Below are 24,163 nucleotides of genomic sequence, written 5' to 3'. Positions count from 1 at the left end.
CGATTCCGATGCTAATGCGACGAGACATAGACAGATGGCGTGGACGGCGCAGGCAATACATAGGTCGCCTTCATCCATTCGATCTCCGCCTGGGGCGTTCGGCCGAAGAAGCGTTTGAACTCGCGGCTGAATTGCGAGGCGCTTTCGTAGCCTACGTTGAAGGCCGCCGTCGAAGCGCTCATGGCGTTGCGCAGCATCAGCAGTCGCGCCTGGTGCAAGCGCGTCGACTTCAGGTACTGCATCGGAGAGGCGTTCGTCACGCTGCGAAAGTGCAGGTGAAAGCTGGGTACGCTCATGCTGGCTTCCTGGGCCAGAGACTCCACGTCCAGGCGCTCCTGATAGCAACTGTGGATCTTGCGGATCGCGCGAGTGACCTTGCCGAAGTGCCCCTGGCGATTGAGCGCGACACGCATCGAGCCGCCCTGCTCGCCCGTCAGGATGCGGTAATAGATTTCCCGCACCAGCGACGGCCCGAGTATCTGCGCGTCACCTGGAGTACTCATTGCCTCGAGAAAGCGCAGTGTCGAGGCGCGCAGCAGATCGTCCATTGGCGAGGCATACATCCCCTTGGGCTGGGCGTTGCTTGGCCCGAGGATTTCATCCACTTGCAGCATCAATTCGCTGGCCACCTGCAAGTCGAGACGCATATAGACCGCCAGCATGGGCTCTGCCTCGCTGGCGTCGGTCTCCATGGTGAACGGCACGGGCACCGACACCACCAGGTAATGCTGGGCGTCATAGACGTAGACATCATCCCCCAGATAGCCACGCTTGCGCCCTTGGCACAGGATGACGATGCCAGGGTCATACAAAACCGGAGTGCGGGTCAGAGGCCGGTTCGAACGCAGGAAACGGATATCCTCCAGCAAGCTGAGATTGTAGCCTTCGACCGGAGCCAGCTTTTCCATCAGCTGCACCATGCGCGAGGTCTGTGAGTCGGCCTGATTCATTGACGTCCCCTTGGCTGGCCGTTCAACCATCGGTCGAACGGCTCAGCGCTTCCCATTGATCGATCTCACTGGCCGCCTGCTCCAGCCTGCCGCGCACCAGGCTCAAGGCATCGCTGCCCAGCAGCAGGTGTGCGGGTGGCGTCGGGCTGGCAATGACCTGCAGCATCGCTTGCGCGGCTTTGCGCGGGTCGCCCAGCTGCTTGCCGCTCTTCTCTTCGCGGGCTTTGCGCACCGGATCGAAACTGGCGTCATAGTCGGCAATGCTTCGTGGAGTGCGCTGCATCGAACGACCGGCCCAGTCCGTGCGGAACGAGCCTGGCGCCACGGCGGTCACGAAGATATTGAACGGCCGCAATTCTTTGCTCAGCGTATCGGAGATGCCTTCGAGCGCAAACTTGCTCCCGCAGTAGTAGGCGATACCCGGCATGGTGATGGTGCCGCCCATGGAGGTGATATTGAGAATGTGACCGGCACGCCGCTTGCGAAAATAAGGCAGGAATGCCTTGGTTACCGCGACCGCGCCGAACACATTGACGTCGAACTGGCGACGTAGCTCCTCCAGCGGCGACTCTTCGAAGATGCCCTCATGACCGTAGCCGGCGTTGTTGACCAAGACATCGACCGGGCCATGAGCGGCTTCGACAGCCGAGACCACGCTGTCGATCCGCTCGAAGTCAGTGACATCCAGAATCACCCCATGAGCGTGATCCACGGAAAACGCCTGAAACGCCTGCAAGGCCGCTTCATTACGCACAGTGCCGATAACCCGGTGGCCCGCGGAAAGCGCTTCCTGCGCCAGTGCATTGCCAAAGCCGCTGCTGACACCGGTGATAAATAGGGTTTTTATGCTGTTCATGGCGGGCTCCGATAAGTAGGGATGGGCCATGCTATCTAGCGAAAACCCGGTCACCTATGCCGGTTTGTCTCTGAGCATTGCCTATTCCTATCAGGGCCAATAGTTAAGTGGGGTACGCGTTTAACCACACAACATGTGTTGGCCGTACGTCTCCCTGAAAAACAGTTCAAACAGCGAGCGAATGGAAGGGTCCAACCCCAAACTGAATCAACCCAAGCGGCACCGCCTAAGTTCGGGGTGACAGGAAGCAGTTGGCAGCATAGCGACTCTTTATCGCGAGCCGACCAGCAACAACTAGTAAGCGATACATCTGTTTCATCCCTCTCCGTCATGAAGACATTCACACCTCAAGACAAGAGGGGCAACATAGAGTAAGAACCTAATCCCTACTCTATTTTGCCCCCAAAAAAGGTTAGCTCTCGCACTAGCAGTTGAAGGCTACGAAATAACCTTCGTGGCAAACCGCCCCGATTCGAGAGCGCTCACCGGGAAGAAACCAGCTGTCTTTTTAAACGCCATGTTGTGCACGAAGTTTTTCATGGCATCGGAAGGATCAATAGCCTCCACGTTGAGAGCATCAACAGTGGAGCGAGAGAATGCCACGCTGAGGATTGGCTGCTCCTCCATGTGGCCCGTTGAGCTATTGAGCACGTTGTCCAATGCGGTAACAATCACCAAATCGTCCGGCAGGATTGCCAGAAATTCGCGCCCCACACGCAAAGCGCAGCTGCAGACGTAGTCCTGGTGAAGTTCGTTAAACCGGCCTAAGGGCATTGTCTTGGTCGACAACTTGCCACTCTTAAGCAGGGATTTGACCTCTGTCGGGATCACGTGGGAACCATGAATCGACAACTGGGCCTCCAGGATGCCGTTTTCATGGACAATCATCTGAATGGCTGATCCGAGATGTGAGATTTCTGTTAAGGGCTCGAACGCTTCGATGGCATCAAGCTTCGCCTGATAATCACCCTCCAGGATACGCTTGGCGAGATCTCGCTCCTCCGCCCAATCGGAGTGAGCGACTTTCCACTCTTCCAACTCTGCTTGGTACCGATTCTCGTCCTCCATCTGGGCAGTCCCAATCTTTATGACAAGTGCTTCTCGCTGACGAGCATCTAGCTTAAACAGGCGAGCCCAGAAATTCGGTCGATAGGTTGCGCAGGCATGTGTAGCAGCTTGCTCGAGCATGTCGTTCTTCTGAGGTTTCTTAGGCTCAGACTTGGAGAGAAGTTGCTTCCATTTGATGGGCTCACCACATTCCTTGTGCACGGAGAGGAGAACCTCAAGGTGATTTTCATACACCTCAACTTCGTACGCAGCTTGCTCAAGAGCCTCCATGCGAGAGTACTCTTTGCTTTGCCGCTCCAGTTCACGCTGCCGGCGATGAGCATTGCGCTCAGCTCGTCGTGCTGATGCCTGCAGCGAACGCACAGTCCCCTTCCACCCCATCTCAACTCTCCCTAGTTTGATCAAGTAAATGAAGGGGCCCCTCGCGGCGCGCGCCCCCTCTTACAATGAGTGCTATTAGTATTCGCGTTTTTGGCGAATAGCTTTCTCGATCCTCAATCGACCTGCATGAGCAAGTTTGCTAACACCCGCCTCTTTAGCAACTGCATAGACCAAAGTTTCGCCCTCATGGCCTCTTAGAGCCATCTCCTCAGCAAGAGCAGACAACTCTGGAAGGCAAATCTCAGCAAGCCCTCGAGTAGAGTCATCGTCACCCGCTCTACGGAACACGACACTGGTGTCTGTTTCGAGATGAGCAGGCCAGAAGAAGAAGCCAATCTGCTCTTCCTCGTGAGATCTGAACCGCGAACGAGCGATCTGATCAACGCGATCACGTATACGTGAGCCCGTCCGAACCCAACCATGTGCCCGAGCAATACGCCTCGCTAGCTCGGTGTCCAGTACCGGCCCCTCTTCAGACACTACGTAAGCAATCATCTGCTCCAGAGTGGGCGTATAGCTCGGATCAAAGAAACGATCTGGATCGACACCTTCGACTGCTTGGCTTGGGTCTGTTTCCCTGTATAGGGGATGATTCAGCACAGGGGCAAACGCAACCACTTCTTCAGCAACGCTTACTGTCGCCGCCTTGGCGTATTTCAACTCCGGTAGTGCGCCTTCAAGGTCATTGGCAACGGGGACGGTCTCTTCCGCCACTACAACGCTTACTTGATCTACAACCTCAATTACCTTGGCAACAGCTGCATCTATTTTCAGCCGCTCGGCCTCTTGCGCAGCATCGATGACCGCCTGCTTGGCACGCGATTCAGCCAAGATCTCATTCAAGCGCTGATGAACCTTCTCGGCCGTCCCAACGGCATCAACCCACCAATCCGTTGACCAAATCCGTACGATCTCCCAACCAAGTCCCCGCAGTACGAATTCACGGAGTTTGTCACGATCTCGAGCGGTGGCACTACGGTGATAGGTGGCTCCATCACACTCCACTCCAGCAAGGAACCGACCTGGTGCGTCTGGGTGAACGACCCCCAAGTCAATACGGAACGAAGATACGCCAATCTGCGTGTGTACTTGCCAGCCCTTCTTTGCAAGCGCGGCTGCGACTGCTTCCTCGAACGGGCTATCAAAGCCACCAACACTTCCAAAATTCGCCTCCGCCAGGGCACGAGGGCCACGCTCAGCGAATTCCAGGAAGTGCTTCAAGTCACGCACACCTACCGCCTGTGTGCGAGCCAGATCAATGTGCTCTGGACGTAAGGTCGAGAACACTACCAGCTCCTGACGGGCGCGAGTGATGGCTACGTTCAAACGACGTTCGCCACCGGGACGGTTCATCGGTCCGAAGTTCATGGACAGAACGCCCGCAGCATCTTTCCCGTACGTGGTCGAAAAGTAGATAATGTCTCGCTCATCACCCTGAACGCTTTCCAGGTTCTTGACAAACACCGGTTCAAGCTCGGACTCAGAGAAGTAAGAGTCCAACGAAGGATCCTTCCGGCATGCCTCATCCAGCATGTCCATGATGAGTTTCTGCTGCTCGCCATTGAAGGTTACAACCCCCACGGTTCGCCTGCTTTCACGGAACGTTGGTGACTGAAGACGAGTGATCAGCTCAGCAACCAAAGCTCGTGCTTCAATCAAGTTTGTCCTCGACCCGCCTTTGTCATAGACACCCGCGACAGGGCAAAGCCTTACCGCTTTATCAGCTGTAAACGGCGATGGGAAGGTCACCAACTTAGACTGGTAATAGCGCTGATTCGAGAAGGCAATCAGGCTTTCATGACGACTACGGTAGTGCCAGTTGAGATTACGCATTGGGAGATTCGCACTGATACACTCGTCCAGGATGCTCTCCAAATCAGCCTCAACATCCTCGTCATCAGCAGTCGACTCAGCTCGGTCAAAGAAGGACGTAGGCGGAAGTTGCTTGGGGTCGCCTACCATCACTACCTGACGCCCTCGAGCCATTGCACCGATAGCGTCCCAAACAGGAATCTGAGAGGCCTCATCGAAGATCACGAGGTCAAACGGACTGGAAGCAGGAGGCAGGTATTGGGCGATGGATAGCGGACTCATCAGCAAGCACGGTGTCAGCTTGGTCAGCGCCTCCGGTGCACGATTCATTAGCTCACGCAATGGGATGTGCTTCGTCTTCTTGCCCATCTCGTGACGCAACAGCCCCCATTCCGAAGAACGACTCACGCTGTCTTGGCTTGGAAGATCCGCGCACAAGCGGGCACGAAGCCAATCCTTGGTCAACGCTGTGAACTTATCATCCAATGTCCGGAAATCGCGAATGCGCTGCTCGTGCTCGACGCTGACGAATGTCCGGATCACTTCCTCGTTGTCCACCGTGGTGTTCAGCCACCAGCGAGCATAGTTAACTTCCAGTACGCGACGGACTTTACCTGAGGAGATAGAGCCGGTTTCCATCGCTTGAACAATCGGTGCCAAGCCAACGGCATATGCCTCGTCGCGAACTTTACGCCAGGCACACCATGCCTTGAGTCGTGATTCGGACGAGACAACAACTTCGCAGTTTTGCTTGAGCTCACTCAGACCCAGATCAACTGCTTCGTTGACACCCGACTCAGTAAAGTGCCCTACTGCCATCAAGTGTTCTGACCGGCCGCCTAGCTGCTCAAGCTTCTCGCGAAGACTGACGCCCGCAATAGCAATGGCACCCTCCGGTTCTAGTAGTGCGTTGCCATCCCCCAGCAGAGTTTGAAGCGGCGATTTATAACCAGCGACTTGTTCAGGATTGAGCGCTAGTTTGGCAATCGCGATGGCCAGCCGGCCCTGGAACTCAATCGCCTGTCGAGCAGGCTCGACCTTTGTCTTCAAATCGTTCCAGAGTGGAATAACTTCACGCAGGTCGGCCAGTTCCGACAGGTCTCGCTCAATTGCCGCCCTTTGTTTCAGTAACTCGAAGTCACCTTTCAAGGAAGATCCGCAGCAGCCTTCCTCCACTTGAGGGTGATCGTCAACCAGACGGCCACGCTCCTCAATATCACGTCGTTCAGCTTGGAAGCGTAGCGCTGCGGTCAGCAACTCGGTGTCGGTGTGCAGGCCTTTCCAAAGTTCACCAGTATCAGCACTCAGATCTGCCAGCTCGCCAAGATCAATACCAAGACGAGTGATAGTACGCAGCCGGATGAGTTCTGCCTTCAAAGCTTCACCAAGGTGGCCTTGCTCAATCAGCTGGAACTCCTCATCCACCCAAGTAGCATCATCCTTCTGATGCCTGATGGCCTCCTGCAGCTTGATTGCCGCTGCAAGGTGGGCCGCTTCAGATTTCGCACCGTGCCAAACAGCAACGCACTCATGACCCGGTTCCAGTTCATCAATCGCTCTACGTACCGAGCGGATCTCAGTCCATGTGGTGAGATCCTTACCGACATCTGCTTCATCGGTGGCGGTCTGAGTCGAGGTCATTACACCGGCAATCCGGCGCTTGCCGAACCAAGACTTAGGCCAGAAAGCCTCCTCTGCTTCTTTCCACTCGCGCTGCAGGAGCTCTACATCTAGAGCCTCAATTGCGTCTCCATAGTTAACTGTTAGCTGCTGCTTAAGACCGTCAATCTGACTCAGCATCTCCAACGCTTGGTGAAGTACCTCAGTAGCGGTTTGCGACCAGGTGGGGCCGAGCTCTGCAAAGGTAGCGCGACGTTGCTTCAGAAGGTCGATACCACGCTTGACTTCAGAAACAACGCGGGTAGACCAAATAGGTGAGAGCTTGGCATTGATGTCACGATGCTGTTCGACCCAGGCACAACCGTCACTCAGGCGCTGAGACAATGAGCGGGCATCCGGTCGCAAAGCGAAGCGCCAATCCTGGCCTGCAGCGGTAGGTAGCGCTTGCGAGAGTATCGACAACCCCTCAAGGGTAGAAGGTGTATATGTCGTAGCAGGCAGTCCGGACAACTCAACGAAGCGATCGGCAGATCGCTGTATTTCAAGGACAGCGGGAAGTACATCACGGGCGGCCTGTACGAATTGCTGCTGCCAATGAGGCGACCACTCTGCCTGGCCAACAGCCGATAAGGCGTTGCCAGTTAACTGACCATAACCCACGGCTTGAGCATTGACCTCAAGACGGTCACCCAGCTCTCGGAGCTCGAGTATGGCTTTCTGGTCATGTACGTCAGGGGATGCCCAGCCGAGCGGAGCTACTGGCTCATCAGTACCTGATGTAACCACGCCAATCGCATCGTAAATGGAGTAACCGTTGCGATGCCGACGGTGCAGACGCTCGACGTAAATATTGAGGCTATCTCGAATTGAGGCGAGTCGCTGCGCTTCCACTTCCCACGCGGCAGAGTCGACCTGCCCCTTCGCTTCCCAAGCGGACTGCAATTGAGCCAGGACATCAGTCTTTCGAGCCTTACTGGAGTGAAGCTCGAGGCAGAACTCACCGAGGCCAATCTCACGTAAACGCCTATACACAACATCCAGGGCCGCGATTTTCTCTGACACAAAAAGCACACGCCGCCCCTGGGCTATCGACTGGGCGATCATGTTGGAAATTGTCTGACTCTTGCCGGTACCCGGCGGACCTATAAGAACGAAGTCCTTCCCCTTTGCCGCGCCCATCACTGCAGCAAGCTGGGATGAGTCCGATGGCAGCGGGCAGAACACGTCGGTGGGGCCGTAGTCGCGATCCAGCGACTCAGCTTCGGGGAAAGGAGCGTCAGAGATGAACGAGTCTCGCGGCGTATCGAGCAGGTGCTGGACAACAGGACTCTGCCGAAGGTGCTCTGCGTTCTCGGCAAGATCCTTCCACATGAGATACTTGGCGAAAGAGAACATCGAGAGCACAACGTCCTCACTCAACTCCCATCCAGCGATGTCCTTGATCGCATGACCGACCTTTTTCCAGATGCCTGCGATGTCCAGGCCCGAATCATCCCGCGGCAGCTCGTGCTCTAGCGATCCGAGGCCAAGCTCGAAGTCCTGACGCAACATCTCAATCAGCGTCGGGTTAAAGCGTGGCTCGTCATCGTGCAGCACCATGGTGAAACCGGAACGGGCGCTCTTGCGCTCCAGGGTTACTGGCACTAAGACCAAGGGCGCACGATACCTCTGGCCAGCCCTATCCTCTCGCGTCCAGCTCAGGAAACCGATGGCCAAGAACAAGGTGTTGGAACCACCCTCCTGTAACGCGGTTCGAGAACTTCGATAGAGTTCGGTAAGTCGAACATCCATCTCCGTGGCAGTCAGTGCTACAAACACTTCTTTGCGCTTCAGGGCATCCTCAGCATGACGGCGACGAACATCCTCTCGTTCACGCTGCTCATAGAGCGCACGCTCGCGCGGATCTGCTCCATCCATGAGGTCAGGTCTGGTCAACAGTTTCAATGCCTGTCCACTGGAGAGGATATCCTCCAGGGCTCCGGGATCAGGAGACTCAAGTTTCAGCGCCCGCTTACCCATTTTGAAGTTGAGCAAGTTGTTTCGGAGTGAAAGATCTAGAAGTTTGCGCTGCCACCGACCGAGACGATCTGCCGGGTCAAGCTTGGAAAGATCCTCAATCTGAACCTCTCCGCTATCGTCCGAAATGTCGAGTCCTTCCTCGACCAACAACGATGAGTTTTCATCTGACTCAGCAATAGCTACACGCGCTATCTGTGCCTCTGAACTGGCTAGCGGCTTGATGCGTTGCAAACGAGCACGACGAATATCCAACAGCATTTCAAAGTCGCTTTCAGCGTCTTCAGCTATCTGTTTGCTGCCCTGCTCTACTGCGTATGAGAATGGAGGTATTGGATTGTGAGTAATCAGAGTGGTCTCAAACAGCACAAGCTCTTGGAGCTTCACACGCTTACGCACAGCAGTGACGTCATCCACTAACGTAGTCGTGAACTCTTCAGGCTTGAGCCACAAACCTGCGAACGCATGTCCACGGGTGAAGACGATAACCGGGTTGAGGCCAATTTGCTCCAATGCAGCACAGAAGAGCAGAGTGAGGTCTAGGCAAGTGGCCAAGCCGGAATCGGCAATTTGGCTGGGGCTGCGAACCTTCTGTCCTGACTGTTCGAAGCTCGCTGGCGGTAATGCGTAGTCCAGCTTCATCCGTGCCACTGCCCCCCAGGCTGCCGAAGCCAACTGCCAAGCACGCTTGGGACCATCTTCATAACCATTGAGGGCAGATGACTTATCGCTCAGGCGAAGCAGCTCAGCGGCCTGCTTAAGCAAACGCTCTACAGCTGCATCATTGGGCTGGACGAAAGCAGCGGTCATATCTGGGATATGCCTGAGGCCGCCCCATTGATTCCTGGGAAGAAGATCGACAATTTGCTCAAGCCGAGCAACTTCTTTCCGGCCACCCTCAGTTTCCTTGTCATCGGCCTCAAGAACAAACGTGAAGGTGGACATCTCGGCTTCTGTCAGACGGGTCAACAGAGGACCATCCAGAACCAGATCAAGGCCTGGTATCACTCGAAAGGTGTCAGGAGCGATCTCATCAATTCGCCAAACCTTCGACTTGAATATCTCAGGAGATGAAGTAAGTGTGAGGGTGGCGTTGACGAAGCGATAACTCGTCTCATTCGAAATACGAAGCTCTCGAATCACCGGGATGGCGTTCTGGAAATCTGCGAGGTTCAGCTTCGCCACTAAAGTGGCGAGGATCTTGATCTCTTTGGGCTGTTCTTCGAGGGGAGTGACAGACTGAACGATGTCGTCCATGCGCAACTATCCTTGTCGTAATGCCCAAGGGAGTGCAGGCGAATGCCCGGTCAATTGGGCCCCGCTTGAGCTGATGGCGAGATGATAGCCTGTCTGCTCACAGCCGTAATGGGCCTTTAGTCGCCAATCTCCGCTTCAGCAAGTCAGATACGCTCCAGCGTGGCAAAAGGGAAAGGAGCAAAAAACCTCTGGGTGACTAAGCAAGACCACCGTGGATTATCGAAGGGAAAAGCGTCCTGCTTCAAAATCCGCTCTAGTAAAAAAACACGTCATGCCAAGGCGCGACTTCCAAACAAGTCTTGAACCAAGGGACGCCGAAAAAACAGAACTTAAAACCACTGCTGGCCACTGATGGCCTGACACTAGGCCTCCTGCGCCATGCATCAAGAGTTCCCGCTCATTCGATACACGCCTATATGGGCACACATCAACCTGCCGTTTTCTTACATCTATGTAAGGTGCCTCAGGCCTGTTTTACGTCCGCGCCAGGCAGCTCTATATGAAAGGCTGCTTTGCCATTTGAAGACGTGCACCACATCTTGCCGTCATGCGCTTCGATGATTGATCGAGTGATAGATAAACTCAGCCTGGCGTTGCTTGGGCTTCCTTCTCGTCGCGCCGAATCGACGCGATAAAATCGATCGAACAGCTTTTCAAGGTGCTCAACAGCGATGGGCTCTCCAGGGTTCTCCACCACAACCACTATTGAAGTTCCTTTCTGCTGGATATCGACACGAATGCACTTCCCTTCGGAGGTGTACCGAAGCGCATTCGAGAGCAAATACAGAAACTTGACTGAAGAGTAACCAGCGATGCCTTTCAGAAAGCTGCCGCGAATATTACTTATAGGTAAGGCCACGCCTATGCATCCTCCATGCAGATCCTGGATGCCTGGTTTTGGGCGGGCCGCATTGCACGTATCAGACAAGCGTCAGGACGACGCTCGAATCTTTTGCCGGTTCGGGCAGCGCCCTTGCGAGAAATCCCGCGAAGGCGTTGCCCTTCATCCAAGGTGTACAGGTCAGGGCTCTAGAACTGGTATTGCGCGCGCATGACCATGCCGCTGCCGGTGTCGTCGCCCACGGCATTGCTGATGTTATCGGTACGTGCCTTGACGTAGTTGGCGCTGAGTTTCAGCGCCTCGTTGGCGTACCAGTTGACCCCTAGGGTATGGGCCTTGCCCTCGGTATCGCCGACCTGGCGGGTGGCGGTGCTGACGACCACATTGTCATCCTCGACCTTGATCGAGTCGTAGCGGTAGAACAGCTCCCAGGCGCCCCACTGCTTGTTTTGCGGCTTGATCGTATCGAACCGGGCACCGTCCAGCCTGTAGATGCGCGGCTCCCCGGTCAGGGTGTAGGCCAGTTGCGCATAATAACCCGAGGCCTTTATGTCGCTTTGCGCCGCGTCGGCCTTGAGCGTCCGGCTCAGGTATTCGCCCTGGACGGAAAAAGCGTCCATGGCCCAGGCGCCCTCGACGCCCCAGACCGAATCGTCCGCCCATAAGCCCTGTTGCGCCGTAGTGCCGCCAAACACCGCGCGATTGCCATTGCTACCGGCGTTGTTGCCGCCGTTGGTCTCCACCCCGCGCATGCCCATGCGCGAACGGATACGGGTATCGACGGCGCTGTCCTTGAGGTCGCGATAAGCGAACTGGGCGCCGAGGTGCAGCACATTGCCGGACTCATGCAGCGGCGCGAACACGCCCCGCAGGTTGTAACGCTTGACGCTGTCGCCATCGGTGTCGTTGTTGTTCTCGCTGTACACACTGCCGGACAGATAGGCCATGCCCCCCACCACAGCGTTGGCCTGTAGCCCCATGCCGTTGTTGTCGTTGACCCACTCCGCCAGGTCATAGGACAAATTGCGCTCCATGGCAGTGACCCACTTGGAACTGTTAGCCCTTTCCATGCCGAAGTCGGTATAGAAGCGCCCCACTTTCAGATTCAACGGATTGAAGCCGGTATAGGTCAGGCTACCCTCGTCGAAGTAACCCGTGCTGTCGTTGCCCACGTTACGGGAAAAGTCGTAGTTGATCTGATACTTCCAGTCCCGGTAGAGCGTGCCGCCCAACTCAAGATAGGCCCGGCGAAAGTAAGCCGCATCGGCGGAGTTGCCGTTCCTGGTGTAATAGCCATCGAAGCGTCCATAGTCCGCCTGTACTCGGCCACCCAACTTGAAACTGAACTCCTTGTCAGTGGTTGCCAGTTCCAGACCGCCCTTGGTCTTCAATACGATGTCGGCCCCATCAGTGGTCACGGTGCCGGCCTGGACCGTCGCTGACAGCGATGCGCCGATCAGACTCCAGGCAATACTGTTCCCCAACCCCATATAGAGCTTTTTAATAAACATTCGAGACTCCCGATTTGGCTTTTAGTGTGGCGGCAACCTGTAACAAATAAATTCAATAACTGAATCAGGTTGACCCTGGGCGATCCTGGGAATCTCACATGACACTTTTTGTTTATTAAAAAGATATTTCAATGACAACTAAGCAGACGCAATATTGTTCTTCCTCGCCCCCTCGGAAACACCTGCATCTCACAAAAAAACCGCCTTGCCGTTACCCGGCACCGATATGTCAGAAACATTGCACTTTTAAAAAAGTTCGAACAGGCACTGAAAACGCCCCCTGGCAGCGCCGCTGAAAAATGCTCTCCCCAGGTCGACTCAAAACCACTCTTGCCGATCGTTGAACGTCTGGCGAATCAGCGCCACGAGCGCCTGGACTTCCCCCCGCTTGGCCGACTGCGCATGGGTGCTCAGCCAGGCGCTGCGCTCCATCTTCTGTTGGAACAGCTCAGGGAGCGCGACCAGGTTGTTATCCAGGGCGGTGATGTAGGCAGGCAGTACGCCGACACAGGCACCGCGCCTGATCAGTTCCAGGGCCAGCTCATGGCTGGGCACCTGCGCCACTCCCGCGGGTCGCTGGCGGACCATCCGGTTCCAGGGTTCGAGTGCCGCCACGCTCTGGTACTCACGGACCTGCACCAGCAGGTAATCATCCAGATGCCTGGCCTGGCTGGGTAATGCCGCCTCTCGCGAATAACGCTTGGCGACGCAGGCCTGATAGCCGATTCGGGCCAGGGCGACGGGCGTGGTGGTCGCGAACCCGGGGTCGGGGCGCGGGCTGCCCGGCTCGGCGAGCCAGAGCATGATGTCGACCGGACGCCCCGGATCGCAGGGGCTGGAAGACACATCCAGGTCCAGGCGCACGGCAGCGTTACGCCGCAGAAATGCCAGCAGATCACGCAGGACCAGGTCGTGCAGCAAGGCGTCTGCCACCGCCAGGCGCACCACAGGCACAGGCGCGCGGCCGGCCTTGGGCAAGGACTCATCGAGCTGCGCCGACAACGACGCCTGCAGCCTCTGCCCCTTGAGGGTCAGGCTCAGAATGTTTTGCCGGTAGACGAACAGTGGACCGCCGAGGCGTTCCTCCAGCTGTCGCAGCTGCCTGCGCAACACCGTCGGACTGATATTCAGGCTGCGTGCAGCCTGCTTGAAACACGCACAGCGAGCACTGGTCAGGAAATACTCGGCCACATGCCGGTCAATCAATGCAGTCTCCAATGCTCGCGACTCATCGCACATAGGCTGCACATTCAGCTGCCGTTGGTACGGCATTCCCCGAGGACCTTGTATTCGATGGTGATGAGCTTGCCCGCCGAGTCCTCATAGGTCATGCGCGAAGGCACGACATTGCAGGACTTGATCGGCGGGGTGACGTTGACCACCTTCTTGATATCCAGCTCCGTCTCGTAGGTGTAGTTCTTGACGACCGGCGCCTCCTTGCCCTGCTTCGCCGCATAGGCCGCCATGGCCCGCTCGTTCGCCTGCATGGCCCGCTCGAAAGTGCGGTCGCCGCCACCTTCGGCCATGGCCAGGGACGACAGGGAAAGTACCAAGGCGGCCATACTCAATTTAAATAACTTCATGACTGCTTCCTCGTTCCGGTTAGTTATGACGAGGATAATCAGCCGCCGCTGTCAGGAAGATCACGCGCACATTACTTATATGTAATTAACCTCAAGCCGCCTCTTTCCCAAGTGCAAAACCCATACAAAACAAGACTTCCAGCCGCCACGAAAAACAAATTCAAACCTTCAACCTTACTGATTTGTAATAACCAGGTCATCTCAGCGTTATCTGTTGTTTGCAACTATCGATGTTGACTCCAGCCGTTAACCAGACGGTTCGCGAGTACAACTAACAAGAACGCCCCAGGCGACATATCAGCTGATAGCTGCCCATATCCAGGAGCAAACAACATGCGCACTCAAACCCGTTGGTCCCTGTCCGTGTTTTCCGCGGTACTGGGGCTCGGCCCATTGGCCGTGAACGCGGCGCAGGAGCAGCCCGAAGGTTTTATCGAAGGCAGCCGCCTCGACGTGCTGGCCCGCAACTTCTACTTCAATCGCGACGATCGCAAGGGCCAGTCCAGCCCCTCCGGCAACAGCTATTCGGAAGCCTGGACCCAGGGGTTGATTGGCAAATTCGAATCCGGTTTCACCCAGGGCAGCGTCGGTTTCGGCCTCGATGCCTTTGCCATGTATGGCCTCAAGCTCGACTCCGGCCGCGGTCGCAGCGGCGGCGGTGGATCCTTCGGCGTATTGCCGGAAGACAGCGACAACACGCCCGTCGGCAACTACAGCAAGATCGGCGGCGCAGCGAAAATGCGCCTGCTCGATACGGTGATCAAGGTCGGCGACGTCTTTCCGAAAACCCCGGTGGTGCACTACGGCGACTCGCGCCTACTGCCGGAGAGCTTTCGCGGGACCATCTTCGAAAACACCAGCATCGACGGTCTGAGCATCCAGGGCGGACGCCTGCACAGCATGAGCCAGCCCGACAGCAGTAGCCTGCGCGATGGCTTCGCCACCTTCTATGCCGGCAAGGTCGACTCGCCCTGGGTCGCCTACTTCGGCGGCGACTACAGCCTGAACAAGCACCTCAGCGTCAGCCTCTACAGCAGCCGCCTGAAGGACGCCTGGGACCAGTACTACTTCGGCACCGCCGCCACCTGGCCGGTCTCCGACCAGCTCTCGCTGTTCGCCGGGTTCAACTATTACAAGGCGGTGGACGAAGGCAAGAAGCTGCTCGGCGAGTTCGACAATAACATCTGGAGCGCCAAGGTCGGTGCCACCTATGGCGCCCATACCCTGTCGCTGTCGCACCAGCGCAACAACGGCGACGACGACTTCGACTACCTGCGCCAGTCGGACTCGATCTTCCTCGACAACTCGATCCAGTACAACGACTTCAACTCGCCGAAGGAACGCTCGTGGATGGTCCGCTACGACCTCGACATGCAGCCCCTGGGCATCCCCGGCCTGTCGTTCATGACCCGCTACGGCAAAGGCCGCGACGCCGACTACAGCAATGCCAACGCGGTCTACATGCGTCGCGGTGCGGACGGCAATCCGCTGACCGACCAGCGCCGCTGGGAGCGTGATATCGAAGCCAAGTACGTAGTGCAGGGCGGCAGCCTCAAGGACCTGTCGCTGCGCATCCGCCAGGCGACCATACGCTCCAGCAGCTTCGAGTCGGACCTGGAGGAATTTCGCCTGATCGTCGAGTACCCACTGAGCATTCTTTAATGCCCGCGCCATATCGTGCTCTATCGCCTGGCAAATGGCAGTGTGAATATTTTCAGAGCGTGTCGCAGGCAAAACCAAAGAAAGACTTTTCTTTGGACGAAAAAAAGGACCTCTTTTCAGAGGTCCATTTTAATATTTGGAGCGGGAAACGAGACTCGTATCTGGTGTCCTACCCAAGGAGTAACTCCAAGGCAAACTAATGGATTAACACGGCAGCATCAGAGCATTTGCAACCTGATTTCAGCTTCCACACGGCTGATCATCCTGGCGAACCGCGCCGGAATATGCGCGGTTACCAGTCCCGCCTTCACCACGCCAGGATAGCAACAGACCACGACCTCTTGCTCCGCTTGTTTGAGCAGTAATGTCCATTGCACCGGGGTGCCATCTGCCCATTCCGCCCGGGCCTTGAACAGTGGTGAACCTTCGGCATAGCCGACATGAAAATCGGCCGGCATGGGGCCACCGGGGAAGGTCCGTGCCTGCATGAAACCGAACATCGAATCATGCTGCAGGAGGCTCTGCCGTGCATAAGGCCAGACGTACTGGCGCAGGAAATACTGATCCGCGAAGTGCTGCGACTCGACACCGGCGCTGAAGAACGATTGCGTCAGCTGTTCCAATGGCGGTAGAGCGCCGGCCACCATGCCCCACAGCCCCGCCAGCATCAGCTCGGTATGGGTCGCGCAATCACGCATGCAGTGAAACCTGCAATCACTGTGCAACCACTCCTCGACCGCCTCGGCCTCTCGGGTCGAAATCACCGAGTCAGCGTCCCGGAACAGCACTCGGTGCAGGCGCAGGTCCTGCAGCGCGAGAAACCGCCACATAGGGCCGGGCCAGCCGTGGGCTTGTTCATCGACCTGTATGACTTGCGCTCCCGCTGCGACCAGTCTTTCGAGCACACTCGACGGCACGCTGTCGTCGATATAAAAACGGCATGTCCAGTGCGGATAGATCGTCGGTTGCTCGATCACGTTGAGCACTGCCGTTTCGCAATACTTGGAATCGGCGCCGAATAACGAGAACGCAATGACGTTCTTATCCCGGGTTTGTGTGGAAGGCAAAGGCGGCATTACCGGTGCCGCATGGGGCACCTCCGGCGTCACGCCGAAACGCTGATCCCGCAGTTGCAGGGCCATCAAGCCGTACTTCCTGACGTCCTCCCATTGCCGCAAAGCGCCATGACCATGGGACAAGGCGTCGAACAAGGCAAAACTATGGCCTCCACGCGCCAGTGCCTGTTCGGCATAACCCACTGCCTGCTGCCAGCGTTCAAGCTTCAAGCAGTTGACCGCTGCGTCAGTCCAGGCTTGCGTCAGTCCGGGGGTCATGCGGATTGCCTGCTGGCATACATTGAGCGCCTCTTCGTAGCGCCCTTGCTGATGCAGCGCCTTGGCGCGCTTGCCGGCGGTTTCGACCAGTAACTGCGCCGAATTGCGGATTGCCGGAATACCGGGTTTTCGAGCTTTTTTAGCCATGACAAGGTCCTCGCTGGGCCGCCCCGAAGGCCAGCCCTGCGTACAAATGATGTTGTATGGAACAGGTGAGACTTAGCGTTCGCGCAAGGCTTCGCGAGCCCTGTTGAGCGGTTTGACCAGGTATTCCCAAACCGTCTTGCCACCGGTGTGGATGTCCACGGTGGAGATCATCCCGGGAAAGATCGGGAAGGCTTCGCCACTTTTGTTGAACAGCGAATCGCTTTGGGTGCGGACAAAGACCCGGTAGTAATAGACATCGCGTTTGACATCGTCCTGGATGGTGTCTGGCGAGATGGTCACCACTTCACCCTCCAGGCCACCGTAAATGGCGTAGTCATAGGCGCTGATCTTTACCGTCGCCCGCTGCCCCGGATGCAGGAAGGCGACGTCCCGCGGCGAAATGCGCGCCTCGACCAGCAACTGGTCTTCAATCGGCACGATCACCATCAACCGGCCGTTCGGTGGAACGACACCGCCCACGGTGTTGACCTCGATGTCTTTCACCACGCCGCGCACCGGCGACATCACGGTCAGGCGCGACAGCATGTCGGCACGCCCACGGGTCACCGATTGCTGGGCCTCGACTTCGCCGTTGGCCTTGGCCAGTTCTTCACGCGAACGCACAAGGTATTGGGTGCGCGTATCGTTGGCCTTCATTTCCAGTTCGTTGGCCTGGCGCTTGAGGCGCAGGACTTCAACGTTGCTGGCCGCGCCCATCTTGGCCAGGCGCTCGGTCATCACCAGCTCGCGCCTGACCAGGGTCAGCGCTTCCTGAATGCCCGCCAGGCTCTTGGCCAGGCTGTCTTTACGCGACTTGAACAACGCCGTTTCCGAACGCACCAGGGCCGGATCCTCCATGACATAGTCGGGAAACGTCAGGTCGCTCCCCTCGACCTCCGCCCGCAAGCGGGTGGCCGTTGCCAGGGCGGCACGAGCCCGGGAAGAACTTTCGTCCACCGACGACTTGGAACGTGTGCGGTCCAGTTGCGCAAGCACTTGCCCGGCCTGGACCACATCGCCTTCCTTGACGTTGAGTTGCGCCACAATCCCGCCTTCGAGGGATTGAATGACCTGTTCCCGTGAGCTGGGAATCACTTTCCCGGTGCCGCTGGAGACCTCGTCGAGGGTAAAGCAGTACGCCCAGACCAACAGCAAGGCGAGGCCGGCGAAGGTCAGCCAGATGAACCAGGATGCCCGCGGAAGACGGCTGTGGGCTTCGAACAGGTCCGGACGGGTCAGGCTGAAATTGATCGGGTTCAAGCGATCGGATGAAGGTAATTTGATGTTCATAATCTCTCCCGTTCGGCGATCAGGCAGCGGATGCGCGCGGCTTGCTCATCTGGCCGATGACGATGTGTTTGGTGTCGTCCAGAACCACTCGGCCCTTGTCGACCGCGATGATGCGGTCCACCCACTTGAGGACGGCCGGCCGGTGTGTGGCGACGATCAGCGTGCGACCTTCGAGCCACGGCAGCAGCTTTTCAATCAGGTGCTGTTCGCTGAGTTCGTCGAGCCAGGCGGTCGGCTCGTCCAGCAGCAGCACGCGGGGGTTGCGGATCAACGTACGAGCCAGCAAGAGCATTTGCCGCTGGCCGCCGGACAGGCCCTTGCCACCTTCACGGATCTGGTGATCCAGGCCATCGGGCAGCGACTGCACCAGGGACAGCGCGCCACTCAAGGTCAGGGCCTGAATGATCTCGTCGTCAGTGGCCATGGGTTTACCCATGATGATGTTGTCCCGCAGCGAGCCGAAGAACAGCGAGGCCTGCTGGCTGAGAAAGCCCACATCACGGCGCACGTCATAAGGGTCGATCATCGACAGGTTCAATGAGTCCAGCAGTACGTTTCCTTCCTGGGGGGCCTGCAAGCCGGACAACAGATGCAGCAAGGTCGACTTGCCTGCGCCGTTGCGGCCCAGGATCGCCACTTTCTCGCCGGCCTTGATCGTCAAGCCCGGGATTTCCAGCGATGGCTGCTTCTGCTGCTGCTCGTAGCGGAACTTCACGCCCTCGAAGCGGTAGTCGCCCTGGATCACCGGACGGTGCAACATCTTGCTATGCAGGGGCTGGTCGACCGGGCGCTTCATCAATTCATCCAGGCCTTCACGCGCGACCTTGGCCTGCTGCCAGCGCGACATGACACCGGACAGCTGAGCCAGGGGCGCAATCATCCGCGACGACAGGATCGAGGTACCGATCAAGGCACCCGTGGTCAGGTCGCCACTGATGACCATGAAGCAGCCCACCAGAATCACCAGCACATACACCAGCGATTGCAGCTCCTGGGTCCAGGTCATCAAGGCACCGGTGATGAAGCGCTGGCGCATGCTGATGTCGGCCGAGACCTGATTGAGGTGGTTCCACTGGGTCTGGAAGCGCTGCTCGGCGCGCAGCAGCTTGATGTCTTCGTTGCCTTGGACCGCCTCGATCAGGATCGCATTGCGCAACGACGCTTCGCGCATGCCTTCCTTGGAATACTTGGCCAACCAGCGCTGGGCCAGCAGGCCGGGAATAATCAGCAACGGCAGGATCGCCAGCGGAACCAGGGCCATCATCCCGCCGACGTACCACAGCACACCGAGGAACAGGAAGAAGAACGGCAGGTCCGCCAAGGCATTCACGGTGGTGGACGTGATCAACTCACGCACCTGCTCCAGCTCGCGGATCTGCGAGATGAAGGAGCCGGTGGATTTCGACTGGTCCTGGGTACGGATGCGCAGCGCATGACCGAAGACCCGATCGGAAATCCGCAGGTCGGCGCGCTTGCCGATCTTGTCGGTCAGATGGGTGCGCGACAGACGCATGCAGAACTCGAAGACGATCGCTATGACCACCCCGCCGAACAGCACCCACAGGGTCGGCTCGGACTGGGCCGGAATCACCCGATCGTAGATCTGCATCGAAAACAGCATGGCGGCCAGGGCCAGGACGTTGGCGATCAGCGAGGCCAGCATCACATCGGAGTACCGCCGCCAGTCGTGCAGCGCCAGTTTCCAGAACCAGTTGGCTTCATAAGGTTTGATGTAGTCGTCGACCCGGGCATCCGGCGCCGACACTTCAGGACGCAACAGCAGAACCCGTTGCACTCGCGCGCAGACTTCGTCTACCGGCAAAGCCTGCAGCACACCCTGCTCACCGCTCAAACGCACACCGGCGAACTGGCCGTTGTCGACACTTTCAATGACGCCGACCTGCCCGTTGTCGAACTCAGCCACTACCGGCAGGCGCCAAGGGTCCAGGATGCCTTTGTCGAGCGTCTCGAAGCACAGCGACATACCCATGTCGCGGGCCATTTGCTTGAGCTGTACATCGGCCGGATGGCCGGCTTGCCAGTCGAGCATGACACGCACACGCTCTGCCGAGGTCTCCAGCCGGTAATGCCGGGCCACTTGCAGCATGGCGTCCAACCAGGGGTTCGCTACATCCGTCACAACGGTCGGGGAATCAGCTTTGGGGATAGTGGTCATGATGAGGCTCCCATCAGAGCGAATACGTTGCGCATGTGGCCGGTGGCATTGATGTAGTTCACCTGGGCCAGCCAAAGATCGTGCCGGGAGTTTTCCTGGTCGGTCTGGGCCTGGAAGATTTCCTGTTCGGCGTTCAGCAGATCGAGCAAGGACCGCGTACCCAGCGCCAGGTATTGCTGTTCGTACAGCGCACGGGTATCGACCATGCTTTTGTAGCGGTCACCCAGCACCTTGATCCGGCTCGACAGCCCGGCCATTTGTTCTTGCAAGCGGAACCAGGAGTTCTGGGCTTCGAGCTTGCGGGTATGGATGCGCTCTTCGGCGGCACGGGCTGCCTGGCCCGCTCCGCGAATCCGCGCCGATGGCGCACCGCCGTCAAACAGGCTGTGCTTGACGCTGACGGTCAGGGTGTAGGCGTACTCGTCCCGACCGGTGGGGACATTTCCCAGGTACTTGTCGACGCCCGCGTCCAGAGACACGGTCGGCTTGGCGTTGGCCCGGGCCTGGCTGACCTGCGCCTGGGCGACACTCCATTCGGCTTCGGCCTGCTGCACCCCAATGGTCATTTCCACATTGGGATCAATGGTTGCCAGGGCCTGGACCAAACGATTCTCGGGCACCGCAATCTTGTTGAGCGGCTCCTGGCCAATCAGGGTGCGCAGCTTGCTGCGTTGCTGGCTCAGTTGGGTCTGGCTGGCGAGCAGCGACGCTTCGGCCGCCTCGACCCGCGATTGCGCCTGGATCAGGTCGGCCTGGGTGCTGGCCCCTTCGCTGACCCGGCGCGCAGCCAGTTGCTGCAGTTTTTTCAGTTGGTCTTTTTGCGATTGGGCGGCATTGACCAGCGCTTCGTAGCGACGCACCTCGATCACCGCCTCGGCGGCCTGCAGGGCGATGTCGTCGATCTCGCCCTGCCATTTCACTTGTTGCAGCACGACGTTGGATTCGGCCTCGCTGACAGCTCCGCCAACCTTGCCGAAGTCATACAGCATCTGGCTGGCCGTGAGCGACAGGGCCTGACCGTTGCTGCCAAAACTCTGCCGACCGGAACTGATGCCCACGTCCACTTTTGGCAGGTAACCGGCGCGTGCAACGTCGATGCCTTCACGTTGCTCCTCGAGAACCGACGCCGCATCACGAATCGATGGGTAATGACTGACCGCCAGCGAGACGACTTGCCATAAATCATCCGCTTGTACCGGTGCCTGGTTTGCCGAAGCGAACGGCGCGCGTGCGGCCTTGCCGTCCATTGCCGGCAAGCGGTCATAGGAGAACGGACTACGTTTACCCGTGGTGCCCGGCTGCTTGTATACAGGCTGCGCAGGTACCGATTGAACCGGCCGCAGGGCTGGCTCTGGAGAAGCGCTTACCTGTGTACATTGCGGATTGCAGACGATGTGCTTCTGCGCCTGGGGACGAGGTGATGCATCGGCAATCACCTGTTCGGAAAAGCCCAACAAGGCGATCGACGATACAACAGTGATCAGGCCTGCTTTCCAATATTTGTAACGCATTGTGGTAGACCTCCATGAAGCAAGGTCTCCATGGTAAGAACCCCACACGGCGGGATCTGTAGGGTAAACCCTAAAGCGAAAACAACCTGATAAGGCGCAATGTCCGTCACGGAAAACCTGGGCCAGGCTTGCGATCGGCACTGTTCCTGCAGGTCGGATTTTTGGATGGGCGAAAACAAAAAAACGCAGACGATTGTCTGCGTTTTTCTCATGCCAAACCTTTCCCGGCCGATCCGTCGGCCGGGAAAGGGTCTTTACATCACACCACCAGTTGGTGGTTTTGCAGCAGGGTCAGCAGGTCGGTCTTGACATCGACCAGCGTGGCGATGGAGCTGAAGCCGAACTCGGCCCCGGCACCGTCACGGTCAACGCTGATGACCGTGTCGTTACCCACGACCTCCACCTTCAGGTAGTCCTGCAACCCGGTAGAGGCACTGTCCAGCTTGGTCACGCCCTGGTCCTGATACAGCCCCGCCGTGCCTTTGTAGCCCAGCAGTTCGCTGACATCGATAACATCGGCATTGCCGTCGCTCAGCACATTGCCTACGTGGAAGCTGTAGACCTTATCGCTGCCATTGCCACCGGTGGCATTGCTGGCGTCCAACACCTTGTACAGCAGCGTGTCATTACCGCCATTGCTGAGGTAGATCACATCGTTGCCGGCGCCGCCTTCGATCCGGTTGTTGGCCGAACTGTCGGTGATGCTGTCGGCGTGCGCACTGCCGATGATGCCTTCGATGCTGATCAGGGTGTCGGTCCCCATGCCGATCGCCACACCCGACTCCAGGTTGATCTGCATGGCCAGGGTGGCACGACTGTAGTCGACCACGTCCATGCCCTGGGTCGCGCTCCAGGTCTGAGTGCCGTCCATGGCGGTGTTCCAGCCCCCACCACCGTTGATGGTGTCGTTGCCTTCGGTACCGAAGAAGGTGTCGTTGTAGCCGGTCCCGACCATCCCCGACTCGCCGATGGTGTCGTTGACCGCCGCGGTCGACTCCGCCGTCAGCACATAAGCATCGTGCGCTGCACCGGTCGTCAGCCCGCCCCAGTTCAGGTTCACCGTGCCGTTGACATAGTTCTGCTGATAGGTCGAGGCCCCCACATGGTTGATGGTGCTGTTTTCGGTGCGCAACAGCTGCACCGAGTACGTCTCGCTGGCATCCAGGCCGTAGAAGTTCACCAGGCCCTGGCTGTTGCTCGATGCCGAGGACTGCGGGTTGATGATCTGCGTCGCCACCAGGTCCCCTGCCGAGTTGTACAGCTTGACAGTGTTGCCGTAGAACACGTTCAGACCATTCTTGTCCAGGATACGGACATGCAGGCTGGTGCCGTCGGCCACCACGTTTTCGTTCCTGATCAGGATCGAGGTGGCGGTATCCGCATCCAGGCCGGCACTGGTGCTGCCGGCACGGTACATGATCAGGTCGACCGCGCCGTCCCAGTCATAGTCCACCGCCGTCGCACCGGTGATGTTGTCGTAAGCCGTCGCGCCACTGAGGGACTGCCCCGTGCCGCTCCACACGTTGTCGCCCTGGTTCAGGTACACCGTAGGCGAGCCTGTCTGAGCCGAGCTGTTGGACGCATTGCGACGTGGCACCTCGATAACGTCCATCTGCCCGTCGTGGTTCCAGTCCACGGCGAACGAAGCACCGCCGTCCATGCTGTCGCCAAATTTCAACGACTGCTCGTTCTGGCTCATCCCCAGCCAGTTACCGTTGGCATCGTTGCCAAGGTTGAGGTAGATACGGCTTTCGTCAGTATCGGTTGCACGGTCGTCACCCAGGCTACGGCTGATGAACAGGTCCAGATAACCGTCACCGTTGAAGTCCGCCCAGGTCATGGAGATCGGCAGGTTACTGTTGTCGTCCTTACTGTCACGGCGGAACACACCACCCTGGTTATAGGTAGAGGCGATGCTACCGTCCGCATTGCTCAGTTGGACCGACAAGCCTTTGGTCCAGTCGTAGCCCGAGTGACCGGCCAGCTCCACGGTACCGTTATTGTTGACGTCGACTGCACTGATTTCATGGGCGAAGTTGGTGCCGCCATTTTCCATCGTGTAGTTCAGCGTCCCCTTATCGTTGGTGACCTTGACGTAGGCACTGTCATTGGAGCCGGCGAATGCGAAGTCCAGGTAGCCGTCACCTT

Annotated in this window: 13 protein-coding genes and 1 pseudogene; 1 reads left to right on the top strand and 13 read right to left on the bottom strand. The window is 57.9% G+C overall.

Annotated elements, in window-relative coordinates; genetic code table 11:
- Positions 1-11 precede the first annotated feature (11 nt).
- From J4D52_RS10840 to J4D52_RS10805, 8 genes and pseudogenes are all read right to left on the bottom strand, one after another.
- Complete coding sequence (locus J4D52_RS10840; protein ID WP_063431678.1) at positions 12-950, bottom strand: AraC family transcriptional regulator; 939 nt, start codon at positions 948-950, stop codon at positions 12-14.
- A 22-nt stretch (positions 951-972) separates the two neighbouring features.
- Complete coding sequence (locus J4D52_RS10835; RefSeq protein ID WP_102677932.1) at positions 973-1,806, bottom strand: oxidoreductase; 834 nt, start codon at positions 1,804-1,806, stop codon at positions 973-975.
- Positions 1,807-2,244: 438 nt separating this feature from the next.
- Positions 2,245-3,237: a hypothetical protein gene (locus tag J4D52_RS10830; protein WP_309147409.1), complete on the bottom strand. Its 993-nt coding sequence runs from the start codon at positions 3,235-3,237 to the stop codon at positions 2,245-2,247.
- 93 nt (positions 3,238-3,330) lie between these two features.
- Entirely contained in the window at positions 3,331-9,960 is a 6,630-nt protein-coding gene (locus J4D52_RS10825) for a DUF3320 domain-containing protein (protein WP_063431683.1), read from the bottom strand.
- Positions 9,961-10,423: 463 nt separating this feature from the next.
- Positions 10,424-10,741, bottom strand: a pseudogene (locus tag J4D52_RS10820) (ATP-binding protein); the annotation flags it as partial.
- A gap of 248 nt (positions 10,742-10,989) precedes the next feature.
- A complete protein-coding gene (locus J4D52_RS10815; protein WP_102677931.1) occupies positions 10,990-12,312 on the bottom strand; it encodes an OprO/OprP family phosphate-selective porin in 1,323 nt (440 codons plus the stop codon).
- A 318-nt stretch (positions 12,313-12,630) separates the two neighbouring features.
- The gene (locus J4D52_RS10810; protein WP_158246976.1) at positions 12,631-13,518 is read right to left on the bottom strand and encodes a LysR family transcriptional regulator; all 888 of its coding nucleotides are present in this window, start codon (positions 13,516-13,518) and stop codon (positions 12,631-12,633) included.
- Between the two features lie 44 nt (positions 13,519-13,562).
- The gene (locus J4D52_RS10805; RefSeq protein ID WP_025810157.1) at positions 13,563-13,895 is read right to left on the bottom strand and encodes a DUF2790 domain-containing protein; all 333 of its coding nucleotides are present in this window, start codon (positions 13,893-13,895) and stop codon (positions 13,563-13,565) included.
- Between the two features lie 333 nt (positions 13,896-14,228).
- On the opposite strand from J4D52_RS10805, the gene J4D52_RS10800 reads away from it, so the two are divergent.
- The gene (locus J4D52_RS10800) at positions 14,229-15,557 is read left to right on the top strand and encodes an OprD family porin (RefSeq protein ID WP_110721749.1); all 1,329 of its coding nucleotides are present in this window, start codon (positions 14,229-14,231) and stop codon (positions 15,555-15,557) included.
- A gap of 218 nt (positions 15,558-15,775) precedes the next feature.
- On the opposite strand, the gene J4D52_RS10795 is transcribed toward J4D52_RS10800, so the two are convergent.
- The 5 genes from J4D52_RS10795 to J4D52_RS10775 all read right to left on the bottom strand — a co-directional run.
- On the bottom strand, positions 15,776-17,038 hold the full coding sequence (locus J4D52_RS10795; RefSeq protein WP_063431684.1) for a tetratricopeptide repeat protein: 1,263 nt from the start codon (positions 17,036-17,038) through the stop codon (positions 15,776-15,778).
- A 72-nt stretch (positions 17,039-17,110) separates the two neighbouring features.
- Complete coding sequence (locus tag J4D52_RS10790) at positions 17,111-18,328, bottom strand: HlyD family efflux transporter periplasmic adaptor subunit (protein WP_081251659.1); 1,218 nt, start codon at positions 18,326-18,328, stop codon at positions 17,111-17,113.
- 19 nt (positions 18,329-18,347) lie between these two features.
- The gene (locus tag J4D52_RS10785; protein ID WP_063431686.1) at positions 18,348-20,504 is read right to left on the bottom strand and encodes a type I secretion system permease/ATPase; all 2,157 of its coding nucleotides are present in this window, start codon (positions 20,502-20,504) and stop codon (positions 18,348-18,350) included.
- Positions 20,501-22,015, bottom strand: coding sequence for a TolC family outer membrane protein (locus J4D52_RS10780; protein ID WP_063431688.1), 1,515 nt, complete (start codon positions 22,013-22,015; stop codon positions 20,501-20,503). Before J4D52_RS10780 ends, J4D52_RS10785 begins: the two co-directional genes overlap by 4 nt.
- 259 nt (positions 22,016-22,274) lie before the next feature.
- A partial coding sequence (locus tag J4D52_RS10775; protein ID WP_207272127.1) for an FG-GAP-like repeat-containing protein occupies positions 22,275-24,163 on the bottom strand: 1,889 nt, incomplete at its 5' end.

The organism is Pseudomonas sp. GW460-12-10-14-TSB1 (genome assembly GCF_017349775.1).
GTDB lineage: Bacteria > Pseudomonadota > Gammaproteobacteria > Pseudomonadales > Pseudomonadaceae > Aquipseudomonas > Aquipseudomonas piscium.
Note: the sequence above shows the minus strand (reverse complement) of the source record. Positions and strands in the feature narration are given on the sequence as shown.

Coding starts and splice junctions, on each gene's coding strand:
- J4D52_RS10840 (WP_063431678.1), bottom strand. CDS start 950: ATGAATCAGGCCGACTCACAGACCTCGCGCATGGTGCAGCTGATGGAA.
- J4D52_RS10835 (WP_102677932.1), bottom strand. CDS start 1,806: ATGAACAGCATAAAAACCCTATTTATCACCGGTGTCAGCAGCGGCTTT.
- J4D52_RS10825 (WP_063431683.1), bottom strand. CDS start 9,960: ATGGACGACATCGTTCAGTCTGTCACTCCCCTCGAAGAACAGCCCAAA.
- J4D52_RS10815 (WP_102677931.1), bottom strand. CDS start 12,312: ATGTTTATTAAAAAGCTCTATATGGGGTTGGGGAACAGTATTGCCTGG.
- J4D52_RS10805 (WP_025810157.1), bottom strand. CDS start 13,895: ATGAAGTTATTTAAATTGAGTATGGCCGCCTTGGTACTTTCCCTGTCG.
- J4D52_RS10800 (WP_110721749.1), top strand. CDS start 14,229: ATGCGCACTCAAACCCGTTGGTCCCTGTCCGTGTTTTCCGCGGTACTG.
- J4D52_RS10795 (WP_063431684.1), bottom strand. CDS start 17,038: ATGGCTAAAAAAGCTCGAAAACCCGGTATTCCGGCAATCCGCAATTCG.
- J4D52_RS10790 (WP_081251659.1), bottom strand. CDS start 18,328: ATGAACATCAAATTACCTTCATCCGATCGCTTGAACCCGATCAATTTC.
- J4D52_RS10785 (WP_063431686.1), bottom strand. CDS start 20,504: ATGACCACTATCCCCAAAGCTGATTCCCCGACCGTTGTGACGGATGTA.
- J4D52_RS10780 (WP_063431688.1), bottom strand. CDS start 22,015: ATGCGTTACAAATATTGGAAAGCAGGCCTGATCACTGTTGTATCGTCG.